Genomic DNA, 11,828 nt, shown 5'->3' with positions numbered 1-11,828 from the left:
CGACCGGGTCAAGATCCCCAACCCCAGGCACTCCAAGCGCGACACCAACACGAACGGCCCAACGCGCTGCCCGCCCCAAAAGCAACGGCATTGTTGTTCATGATCCGGGGGGTGGTGTCACCGGGCCCGGAGGCATCGACGGACCGCTGATGAGGGGCTTGAGCACCGGCTTCACCCGAGCCGGAAGAGCTCTCCGTAACGTGGATGTGGCAGCTCGATGCCCAGGCAAGGCCGGACGAAAGCATGATGGAGGGGCGTGCACGTGATCGACACCGGCAACATCGACGTCTTCCTCGGCCTGGACGTCGGCAAAGGCGAACACCACGCCACCGCCGTCACACCGGCCGGCAAGAAAGCCTTCGACAAGCGGCTGCCCAACACCGAACCCAAGCTCCGCGAGCTCTTCGCGAAACTCCAGGCCAAGCACGGAACGGTGCTGGTCGTGGTCGACCAGCCGGCCTCGATCGGCGCCCTGCCGCTGGCGGTCGCGAGGGGCATGGGCTGCCCGGTCGCCTATCTGCCGGGACTGACGATGCGGCGGATCGCCGACCTCTACCCAGGCGAGGCCAAGACCGACGCCAGGGACGCGTTCATCATCGCGGACGCCGCCCGCGCGATGCCCCACACGCTGCGGGCCATCGATGGCGAGGACGAGACGATCGCCGAGCTGGAGATGATCGTCGGCTTCGACGACGACCTGGCCGGCGAGGCCACCCGCGTCGCCAACCGGCTACACGGCCTGCTGACCCAGATCAACCCCTCGCTGGAACGCGTGTTGGGGCCGCGGTTGCAGCACCCGGCCGTCCTCACGTTGCTGGAGCGATTCGGATCACCGGCCCAGATCCGCAAGGCCGGCAGGCGACGGCTGGTGACGCTGTTACGGCCGAAGGCGCCAAGGATGGCCGAGCGGCTGGTCGAGGACATATTCGACGCTCTGGACGAGCAGACCGTCACCGTTCCGGGGACCGAGGCGGCAGCACTGATCGTCCCAAGCCTGGCCGGGTCCCTGGCCGCCGTCCTCGACCAGCGGAAACTGCTGGCCGCACGGATCGAAGAACTGCTGGAGGACCACCCTCTTTCGAAGGTCCTGACGTCCATGCCCGGCATCGGCGTCAGGACCGGAGCCCGGATCCTGATAGAGGTCGGTGACGGCAGCACCTTCCCGACCGCCGGCCACCTCGCCGCCTACGCCGGCCTCGCACCCGCGACCCGCAGTTCCGGGTCCTCGATCCGCGGCGAACAGCCCTCCCGAAGAGGGAACAAGCAGCTCAAGAGGGCCTTCTCCCTCTCCGCGTTCGCGGCCCTGGGCGACCCGGCATCGCGGGCCTACTACGACAAGAAAATCGCCCAAGGGAAGCATCACACCCAGGCCCTGCTCCGCCTCGCCCGGCGCCGGGCCGACGTCCTGTTCGCGATGCTCCGCGACGGCACCCTCTACGAACCGCAGCCTGTTCGGGCAGTCGCTCCGCAGACCTAGGCCATGGTCAGGAGGTGGTCCGTGGGGCCGTAGTCGATCTTCCAGTCGGCATAGACACCCGCGGCGCCGTCCTTCTGGCACCGCAGCCCAACGGTCACCCAGCGGACCGATCCGTCGTCGGCCAGAGAGAACGCAACCGCGGTCTCGAACTCCTCGCTCCCGCACGGGCAGCCGGCCTCGCCCGGATCCGCGTCCTCCCAGAACTCCTCGCTATCCGCGATGAACGCGCGGCCGCCGCAACCAGCGCACCCCCGCTCGGCTCCGCCCTCGACATCGTCGACGAGCACGAAGAACACGCGCCCTCCACACCCGCCGCAAACGGAAGGAACGATCTTCACCGGACGGCCGTCGGCGGCGTTCCGGAGAAACGCCGCGAGCTCCGCAGAGACACCCTCGCCAACCTGATCATCAGCATGCACAGGCACATCGTTCCAGACACCCGAACCAGCACCTCTCCACCTTGACCAAAGTGATAGGGGCACCCCCCGTCACCGCCGACTACGGGCCAGACCTACATCTCGAACAGTTGCAGCTGCCCTTCAGTGTCGACGTCGAGTGCCTCCAACTCCAAGTTCGGCACAGGCTGTTCCACCGGCGATGCGTCCTGCGCGTCATCCCAATCGTCCGAAGCACCGGATTGGACCGCGGCCCCTGCTTCTCCCGTTTCCGCCTCGTCGTCCTTCGGCGTCGGCAGGACGTACTCCTGTGCCAGGCCAGCTAGGTGAAGTGGCAGGGGCAGGGCAAGGGCCTGGTCGTAGTCCGAGGGCTGGCGCAGAATATGAGTGAGAAGCGCGAGGGACCTCGGGTCGTCGCCGTCGTCCCGATGGCAACCGACGACGGCGATCTCCAGCAGCCCCGGCATCCAGGCCGCCTGGCCGGTGTCGATGGTGGGTTCACCCTTGCGCTTGCCCTGAGCGATCGGCCGGGGCGAGAGCTTGTCGGCGGTCACCGCCGCGTGCTTGAACTGCACGGGCTTGGCCGTCGTACTGAAGAACACGCGGGCGTCTTCAGCGGCATCCTCTGGCATCCACAAGCCCTGCTGAATGCCGTTCGCCTTGCCCTCTGGGGCTCTCCCCCACCACTGCGGAGTCTCGTTCCGGGCGCCTGCGCGGACCCGGACCATCCGCAGGTCGGGGTCGAGGCGACGAGCGGGAGCGAGGCCGTCCTGCAGGCGATCCCGTTCGATCCGGCCGTCCTGGAGCCAGGTCCAGTGCGAGCGGGCGTTGTGGGCCTCGGCGAACAGGACGGTTGGTGCGGTGCGCAGGGAGGCACGCAGACCCTGAAGCCACTCGGCGGCCTCACGGCGCTGCCGTTCGCGTTCTTGGTAGCGTTTCGGGCGCTCGGTCCCACTTTCCGTCTGCACCTCCGAGGTGTCGGCCTCGTCGTCCTGTGAGCTGCGCTGGCTGGGCAGAACGGGCTTGACCTCAGCTTTTGTGGTCAGCCTTAGCAGGAGTTCGGGGTAGGGGACCCAGGCGCCTGCGCCGGAGCGTGCTTCGGGGTCCCAGCCTTCGACACGGGCCGCGTCGGTGCCTGCCGGATCGGGGGTAATCATGACGCCGACCGGGAGGTACGCGGCCCAGCGATTCCGGGTCGTACGGTTCTTACGGACCATCCACAGTGCGGCATGCCGCAGTCCGTCGGGCAGTCCGTCGTCCTCGGCGAGCCGGGGGAGGGTGCGCGCGCCGAGTTGCCGCAGGCCGTCGTTCCAGGCACTTAGCGTGCGGTGCCGCAGGCTGGACGCTGTTTCCGCGCCCTTGCCGTTCTCGTCGCCTGCTTCAGGCACCGTGGTGAATTGTGTGACGAAGCCTGCCTTGGCACAGCCGAGTCGCATGGCGAACTTCGGGTCGTGCAGTTTGCTTGGATATGACGCGGCGCGGCCGATCTCTACAAGGGCGAGGGCTGGCGCGTCGGTGGTGCGTTCCGCGGCCAGCCACTGTGCGGCGCTGTCGCGGCGGGCCGCTGTCGCGGCGGTCACCTGGACGTCCTTGATACGGGTGCCGGTAGGCAGGTCGAGGGGGGCAAGGAGGCTGTCGGCGGTGCGGTCACCGAGCGCGATGAGCGGGCGCATGCAGTGGACCCGCACGGTCAGCTCCGGAGCGGACCACTCGTGCACGACCGATGCGCCGGCCGTGGCGTCGTCGTACTGCTGTGCGGTGAAGGACCCGCCGTCGCCCTTGAGGCCCAGAAGCTCGCCGAGGGAGGCCAAGGCGGCGTCGCGCAGCCGCGGCGACTGCCACAGGAGTCGTGTCTCAAGCACGGGAGCGCCGCCCTGGCGCGCTACTCCGTCGTGAGCGTCCAGCGCGTAGGCCGTCGCCAGCCGACGCTGAGCGCACCGTTCCGCTTCGACCGTCTCCTTGTCGCCCTTGGGGATGTTCGCGGGCGTGCCCCGGTCGATCAGCGAGAGGTCCGGGGCGCGGCGCAGTTCGGACGTGAGGGCGCCTTCCGCCCAGGCTGTGAGTTGCGAGAGCTGGTGTGCCATGAAACCGGGGCCCACGTCGTGCCGACCCATAGCGGTGCGGTACAGAATGCCGGCTCGGGCATCGTCGCGCAGCCAGGACGCGGGGTCGGTCAGGATCGCGTCGGCGTCCGGGAAGGGCTCGCCCAGGGGCAGCCCGGCGAGCATCGCTGCGGGGCCGCCCGCGCGCCACCGGTCGGCGAAGTCGCCCTTCTCGCCCAGGTCCTTGTCCCAGTAGCGCTCCAGAGCGGCGACGGCGAACCGCTCGCTGCGGGGGGTGCCCGGCAGGAACGGCCTGCGCGGACGCAGCAGGACGGTGGTGCTCGCACCCCACGGGAGGCGCAAGCGGCCCGTCTTGGCGTTGGTACGAGTGGCCCAGCGGCGAACCGACCAGCGGAGGTTGAAGCGCGGCAGCGGGTCGAACGGCACGGTCTGGAGCGTGATCGACAGCGTCACCGACCACCAGGAGTCCTGCCTCTCGTCCGGCCCGGGGAACCGGATCGGCTCGGACACGAGTTGGGCACCCTGGTCACGCGGCCCACGTGGCATGGCCCGGAAGATGAGCTGCCCACCGTCGTACGGGTACGGGCCTAGCGCGAGGATACGGCGCGCCAGCCAGTCGGGGCTGAGGCTGTACTGGTGCGGTGACGGACGTGCGGTGCCGCCATCGGTCGGGACGTCACGCGGCATGAGTTCATGCTGGACGGTCTCCCAGCGCGGCGGATGGACGGCCAGTTCTGCGACGGTCTCCTTCAGCAGGCTGCGGTACTCGGGCTCGGGCCGCAAGTCACGCAGCCAATGCTTGAGCACGGTGTCCAGGACCGGGCCGGGGAGCGGGTCGGGAAGGTCGGCGGGCGCACACAGCCAGTGGGCCGACGCGCCCGGTTCGCGGTCGTGGAAGGGGCGTGGCAGCGCGAGGACGTCAGGCGCGAAAGCCTGCAGGACCTGTTCCAGGCGCCAGGTCGGTGCTGTCTTCCACGGCTCCTTGCCTGCTGCCACCCGGGGCGCGTTGCACAGAGTCAGGACGGCGTCACGCCACTGCTCGGGGAAGGGCAGGACACGGTAGGGCGCGGTGTGAGAGGCCAAGGCGTCGGCCGGGCGCCAGGCCGTGGTGCGGGCGGAGCGGTAGACGGGTGGCATGGGACGGCTCCTCGCGAGCAGAGTCGGGGGGTCAGCGATGGGTCATCGTGCCGAGGGCGTTGTAGAACGGCTGGTACAGGAGACGGACCAGAGAGCGAGCCGCCGGGTCGGGGTGGGGCGGGGCGGTGTCGGGCCGGTCCGTCAGGTAGGGGTCGAGGATGCCGGCGAGGGCGTGGAGCAGGCCGTCGGTGCCCGGCACATCAGTCCCGGAGGACGGTTGGCCAGTGTTGCCGGGTGCGAGCTGTCTCGCCAGGCGAGGCGAGAAGGCGGCATCGACGAACACCACCCGGGCCGGCACTCCGCCGCGCACCAGACGGCCGATGACCTGCCAGAGCGTGACAAGTTGGTCCCAGGCAAAGGCGCGCTTCTCCCAGGCGGGCAGTGAACTGTAGGCGTATCTGCGGTTGAGCAGCCGACGCCATTCGCGGCGGCCCTGTTGGCGTAGGGCTCCGGCCGCCTCGTCCAGCGATCCCGCTTTCTCCATGAGTTCGGCGAGCGTGTGCGGGCCGTCGAGGGTGTCGCGGCGCGGCTGGTCGCGCAGCAAGCCGCTCAGCCAATCGTTGACGGCGAAGACGGACAGGTCGAGGTCGTCGGGGCGGGGGTGCGGGCGGACCAGGAACAGGGCCGTGCCGAAGGCCGCTTTGCCCTCCTCGTTGAGGATATTGTGGCCACGCTCGACGGCCAGCAGCGGAGCGACCAGGACTTCTGCGGTGTCATCGTCGGCGAAGCGGGCGACGTCGCCACGCCGTAGTGTCGCCGGAGTCTCGTCCTGCTGCCCCGGGGCGGTGCCGACTGGTACGCCGCTACCGCGGGCCTCGTCGTCCGGGATCAGCGCGCTCACCTTGCCACGCCAGGCGTCGAACCGATGCAGTGCCTCGGCCACCGCAGCGGCTTCCCGGTAACTGCCCACGACGATCAGCGCTCTCCGCCGCGTCGTCTCAGGGATACGACTGATCTCCTGGCCCAGCACCGAAGAGCCGCCCGGGCCCGGTTCGCCGAGCCGCCGGGCCATCGCGACCGCCTGGGCGAGCCGGTCGCGCGGCGGTGTGCCGGAGAGGCTCATCGGGCGCTCGTCCCGGTCGTAGAGGAAACGGGTGGCGAACGAGGTTCGGGCCACGGCAGCCAAGGACGCATCAGTGGGCTTGAGGACGAGGCTCACCGGGACGCGGACGTGGGCGCGGCTGGACTCGCCGGCCCAACTGGTACCGGACATCAACACGACGTGCGGGCCACCACGGCCGGTGGCCGGGTCGGCGCCGAGGCTGTTCAGATTCAGCAGCAGCTCGCGCCCGACTCCGGCACACCGGAAGAAGCGCAGGGTGCCGCCGCGGCGGCCGGCGTCGTCGCGTTCCTCGCCGTCCGGGAGGTACTGGTAGCCGAGGATGTTACCCATGGGCGCCTCGGGCACCAGCGGGGCGTAGTCCAGCGGGACGCGCCGGGCCAGCTCCCTGCCCTTGGAGTCCAGTCGCAGGGCGGCCTCCACGTGCGGCCATAGGAAGGTGAGTCGCTCCAGCCTGTGGTGGAGAGTGCTGAGCAGCAGGAGGAAGGAGAGCCGCAGGCATAGGACGTCCCACCAGTCCTTCGTCGGCTCGGGCGGGGGCGTGGTGAATGCAGGCTGTTCGGCCCGTACTTCCTCCGTCACCCGGTCGACGAGCTGACCGGCCAGTTCACGTACCCGATCCCTCGTGCGGCCTGCTGCCATGTGGTGCAGGAGGGCGTCGGCCGTGTCGGTGAGGACGCCGGTGAGCGGGTCGGGGGCGTCGCCTTCTCCGAACGGATCGTCGCGGAAGGCATCCCAGGCAGCCTCGAGCAGGCGGCGGGCCGGGGAGAGTGCGAGGTGCGGGGAGGGGCCGGGCTCGTGCGCCACGTCGTCATAGCCCTCGTAGAGTTCAGCGCTGTCCTCAGCCATGTCGGCCGCGGCGGACGCCTCCCGTTCCGCCTGGTACTGCTCGCCTTCGCGGTGGCGCCGAGTCAAATCGCGGAATAGGTCGTCTAGCAGGCTCTGCTGGAGGGTCCAGGGGCTGAAGTAGGCGGGATCAGCCCACTCCCGGAGGTTCTCGTCCTTGATCAGCAGAGCGCAGAGCGGATCGACGGCAAGGGTGACGGTTCCCAGTGCCCGGTTCCACTGGGCGACCTGGCCGTCAGTCAGCGGCAGGCGGGCGCGCCTGCTCAGCTCCTCAATCTTGTAGCGGTTCAGCTGGTCGAGCCAGGAGTCGGTGTCGGGGCGAACCAGCGTGCCGGATGGGGTGAAGAGGCGGTCAAGTGCCATCTGGACGCTGTCGGCCTCGTCCACGAAAATCAGGTCGCTGCGCAGACAGGCCAGTTCCAGCTGGCGCAGCCGCTCGTCGTTGAGGTGCGCGGGCACCTGGCTCTGTACCAGGCTGGCCGGGTTGGCCACCCAGATCAGAGCGTCGACCTGCGCGCGGGCAGTCGCGTGGCGCGGACATTCGGCCCACAGAGGGCAACCGTGCGGGCGGCCGGGCAGGCGGTCCGGGGCGTGGGCCTGGCGGGGTGCGGTGTTCCCCCGGTCGGGAGTCCATTGCTCCAGGACGACCGATTCCGGTTCCGCCGGGCCGCGCTGTGGCTCGGGATGCAGCCGGGTGCATGGTGCGTCGCGGTATTGCAGCGGATCGCCGTCGACGCCGCGCAGACCGCTCACTGCGCAGGCGGTGCTCAGCATGTCGAAGCCGGGGTCGTCGTGGTCGAGGAGGTTGTCGAACCCTCGAGCGGAGAGCCGCCGGTGCAGCCGCTGGACATGTTGCTCGCGTGTGGTGGTGCCGAGCACCGGCGCGACGGCGATGTCGAGTGCCTCGAAGAGACCGCACAGCCGTAGCTGTTCGGCGACGTCTCCGACGACGAGCGTGGTGCGCAGCGGGATCTCGCGCCGGGCGGCCCAGACGGCCACCAGAATCATGAACGTGCTCTTGCCGGCACCGACCATGCCGGCCAGGTGCACCATGCCGGCCAGTTCGACCTCGTCGGCCTCGGTGTAGTCCGTTCCCGCGGCATTGCGGGGCGCGAACCTGACTCCCTCCAGCCGCTGTTCCCAGTGACCGGGATGCGGGACCTCCGCCTCGCGCTCGCGCTCGTCCATCCACCGGGCCGTTGCGCGCAGTTCGGTGCGGCACACGCTGAGTGGCTTGCCGCCCCCGGGCCGTCCTGCGGCAAGGTCGTGGCCTGGTGGGCTGGCACAGACGAGTTCCTCGGGAATGGTGACCGAGGCGTTGCGGCGGCGTTCCTGGAAGGAACTCGTACCTGCCGGGGCCGGTTTCAGGGCACGGGTGACCAGGTCCGGTAGCCGACTGAGAGCTTGGTCGTAGACGTCCATCCGGCGCCCGGCCACCATCGGCACCACGGGTCGGGGACCACCGGTGCTTCCGGTCGGCGGCGGCTCGTAAGCCCGCAGCCTGTTGGCGACTGACCAGTAGGCGTCCAGCGCCTGCCGCCAGGCGCGCCGCCGCAGCGGCCACAGGAGGTGCCGGGCGGCGGCGAGGGCCGTGCGCTGCCACGGATGTTGCGCCAGCCCGGCGTGTTGCGCGAACGGATAACCGCCGAACAGCGCATAGGCGTCCAGGGCATCCGCCGTAGGGGCAAGCCGTTCGAGCAGCCGCAGCCCCAGCTCGACACGGCACAACTCGACCGGACCAAACCCGTCCGGGGCACCGGCCTGGGGCCACTCGTCCCTCAACTCCCCTGCTACCGCCTCGCACCAGGCTTTCTCGTCACGCATCTGTGCCCTCCTGGCTGTCGGCGCGGGTGCCACGGCGCGACTCGGCCAGCCGCTGCCGGGCAGCCCGAGTCAATTCGTCGTCGGTGAGCAGGCGTACGGCAGCGGCCGCCGCTGGCCGGGCTCGCTGAAACGCCTGCTGATAGCCGGGGCGCTCGCGTACCCGGTAGACAGGCACCACCCAGAACGCCTCGTCGTACGGAGGCTCGGGCCGCACGGGGCGGGCGGCTCGGCCGAGGAAGGCCGGGTGCGCCCAGTCTTTGACGTCGACGGCCCAGCGGTGGCCGTCGGGGAAGACCACCAGCAGGTCGTAGGAGTCGAAACCGGGCCACATGGTGACGTCGAGGCCCAGACCGGTGAGCCGGTCCTCCAGTTCCACCTCGGCCAGTCCGGGCCCGGTGACGTGTCGGCGCAGCGGGCGCTCCAGCTGGTACACAGTGCCAGCGTGCGCCGCCTCGATCAGACGGCCGACCGGCGGGTCTCCCTGCCGTCGGCAGCGATCCCGCTCACACCACCACTCTCCGCCCGCAAGCGGCGTCAGCAGTGTTCCGCAGCGACCGCACACCGCGTAATAACCGTCCCGGCTCCAGGAAAGAGGGACCTCCGGGTAGATCAGGTCGATGAGCTCCCAGACCGGCTCCAGCGTGAAGTCGCCGTGCAGAGCGAAGAGTTCCTGAGCCGACAGCACCGGCCGCCGCACCAGCAGGCTACGGAACTCGGTGTATGCGTCCTCCTCTCCGTGGCTGCGGCAGCGATCCAAAGCGGTCCGCATTACCTGCTGATCTCGATGCCGCACAGCCGGGTCGGACGCCGAACGTTCCCATTCGCTCCACTCATGGCACAACTGGGTGGGGCGATGCGAGTACGGGTCGAGCAGAACGTCGTCCGGGCCGACAGCGTCCGACGGCAGTGACAGCGGCCAGTCCTCCAACGGGATGTCGGCACACCGCTGGACGAGTTCGGCAAGTGAGGCGGGTGGCCGGAGTCCGCCGCGCAGCCAGGCGACAACCGCCCGATCCAGGGCGAGTTGGACGACGGGAGGGTACGGAAGACAGAAGGCATCCAACCCAGTGGTGTGGTCCAGGACACACAGGGCCCGGGCCACCGTAGCCAGCAGCGGCACGCCGTCATGGGCAGCCCAGGCATCGAGCGTTTCGGCGGACGAATCGAAGGTGGCAAGGGGACTCGCAGGCACGGTTTCCACTCCAGGTGGTGCGACGAGCGACATGACGGAGACAACGGGAACTTCCCTCAACCTGCGGCAGCCACGCGCTCTTTACCAGTGGCACACCAGGACAGTGCCTCGCAGCCCGTGCAGTCGTAACCGGGCCGGGGCACCGCGTCGTAGCGGGTCTCGGCGGACCAAGGCACGGTGTACGAGGCAAGGACGGTACGGGCGTGCTCGACCGTGGCCTCATCGCCCGGATCGAACTCCTCAAGGGACACCCCGTCCGGGCGCAGGATCTCCAGTTCCACGCGGGACCGTCGCGAGTCGCCGCCAAGCATGCCAGCCTCCAGGAGCAGTACCGAGAGGGCGAGCTGCGGATGCTTCTCCAGCAGAACGGACCGACCGCCCGGTGGAAATGCGCTGGTTTTGGTCTCGCGAACGACCACGCCGCCGCGTTCCTCGTAGACCAGATCGCACGAGGCGATGACCATGACGTCGGACTGCGGGTCGTGGGCCGTCACTCGATGCTGCGGGCGGAACCCCGTCGCCGCTGGATTGTCGAGCGGGCACCGGGTGCGGTGGGCCCGGAGCATGCCGAGGGCGGGAGCCAGCTCATCGTCCGTGAGGCCGGGCAGGTGTGCGGGCAGAGGCACCTCGCGGCACGGCGGAGCGTCCGCCGAGGCATGCCTGCCGTTGAGCCAGCTGTCGACGGCCCGGCCTCTGCGCACGGCCTCGCTCTCCTGAACGGAGTTCGGCAGCTTGAGCACACGGGTCAGGTGATAGCGGGCGGGGCAGTCGCGGTGTGCTCTCAGGTCGCTGACCGATACCGTGCGCCGCTTGCGAGGCCGCGCAGGAGGTGGGAGCACGAGGAGAGCGGGCACCCGCGGTACGACGGAGCACTCGGGTAACACCTTGCAACCCGCGCAGTGGGTACCGGCGATGCGTTCGCGGCCGTCGAGGACACGGCCGAGCCGAGGCACGACGTGCTGCTCGTGCAAGTCCATGATCTCTTCAGCGCTCCAGTCCGCGAAGACGTCGGTCTCGGTTGTGCGCACAAGACGGACCCTGCCTTCGGTGAGGCCGGCGGAGTAGACCCGGACACGTTCTGGCCGCGGCGGTGGCGTCGGGTGCCTGAGGGCTGGGGAGTGGTGCTCGAAGGAAGGGATGCGGGCCGGAGTCCCGTAGTACAGGACAGAGGCGACAGCGGCGAGTTCGGGCAGCGGGAGACGCTCCTTGGCATTTCCCTTGGCGGGAATCACGAGTTCACGCAACATTGCGTCGTCCGAGACGTACTGCCGCCCCCAGACAGTGCGCTCGTAGTCGGTGATGCCGCGCTTGTCGGGTTCCTCGAGCGTGCGGAACGCGATCCATGCGTCCGAGGCGCGGAACGTGCGGGGGAGGTCGGCGCCGTTGCGGCTTCCCTGGTCCCTGCGGCGAGCGTCGAGGTAACGCTCCGCGGCCACCACCGACCAGGCCACGTGCTGCGGCAGGCACCGGGACCGGGTCCGGCGACACCGTTCCAGGGCTTCTTCGATGCTCTGCGCCGCACCGGACTCCAGTTGGTCGAGCAGTTCCTGCACAAGCGCGAACGGGAACTCCTCGCGTGGAGTCTTGGACGGAACCCGTTCCGCAGCGAACACGTCGCGGCGGACACTGAGAGCACGGTTCATCGGACAACCGGGCTCCTCGTCGCGCAGATGGCGGACAGGGATGCGGGCCAGGCGCCCGACGCCGACCGTACCGGGAGGGTTGACCCAGCGCTGCACAGTGCCGACTCCTTGCGGTCTCGACGGTGAGGGCATCACCGTGACAGAGATCTGTGAACAAAGTCAAGGCACGCAAGAATCTCCTGTAGCTTGGT

6 protein-coding genes are annotated in these 11,828 nt (G+C 69.5%); 1 reads left to right on the top strand and 5 read right to left on the bottom strand.

All coding sequences use genetic code 11. The features are described from left to right. The first annotated feature begins 265 nt into the window (after positions 1-265). Positions 266-1,477 (top strand): IS110 family transposase, encoded by a 1,212-nt coding sequence (locus ABZ565_RS26115; RefSeq protein WP_361031576.1) that lies wholly within the window; start codon positions 266-268, stop codon positions 1,475-1,477. Here ABZ565_RS26115 and ABZ565_RS26110 read toward each other — a convergent pair. The 5 genes from ABZ565_RS26110 to ABZ565_RS26090 all read right to left on the bottom strand — a co-directional run bounded on the left by ABZ565_RS26110 (position 1,474) and on the right by ABZ565_RS26090 (position 11,733). Continuing rightward, the gene (locus tag ABZ565_RS26110; RefSeq protein WP_361031564.1) at positions 1,474-1,896 is read right to left on the bottom strand and encodes a hypothetical protein; all 423 of its coding nucleotides are present in this window, start codon (positions 1,894-1,896) and stop codon (positions 1,474-1,476) included. The genes ABZ565_RS26115 and ABZ565_RS26110 overlap by 4 nt on opposite strands. 92 nt (positions 1,897-1,988) lie before the next feature. Next, positions 1,989-5,072, bottom strand: coding sequence for a DUF3962 domain-containing protein (locus tag ABZ565_RS26105; RefSeq protein WP_361031561.1), 3,084 nt, complete (start codon positions 5,070-5,072; stop codon positions 1,989-1,991). A gap of 31 nt (positions 5,073-5,103) precedes the next feature. Further along, positions 5,104-8,802 carry a hypothetical protein gene (locus ABZ565_RS26100; RefSeq protein ID WP_361031558.1) on the bottom strand — a complete coding sequence of 1,233 codons (3,699 nt, stop codon included), beginning with the start codon at positions 8,800-8,802 and terminating at the stop codon, positions 5,104-5,106. Next, complete coding sequence (locus ABZ565_RS26095) at positions 8,795-10,027, bottom strand: hypothetical protein (protein ID WP_361031555.1); 1,233 nt, start codon at positions 10,025-10,027, stop codon at positions 8,795-8,797. The genes ABZ565_RS26100 and ABZ565_RS26095 overlap by 8 nt, the downstream gene beginning before the upstream one ends. A 23-nt stretch (positions 10,028-10,050) precedes the next feature. Further along, positions 10,051-11,733: a PD-(D/E)XK nuclease family protein gene (locus tag ABZ565_RS26090; RefSeq protein WP_361031552.1), complete on the bottom strand. Its 1,683-nt coding sequence runs from the start codon at positions 11,731-11,733 to the stop codon at positions 10,051-10,053. Positions 11,734-11,828 lie beyond the last annotated feature (95 nt).

The organism is Streptomyces sp. NPDC016469, from assembly GCF_040632905.1.
Lineage (GTDB): Bacteria > Actinomycetota > Actinomycetes > Streptomycetales > Streptomycetaceae > Streptomyces.
The sequence above is the reverse complement of the archived record's forward strand: the minus strand, read 5'-3'. Positions and strand labels throughout refer to the sequence as shown.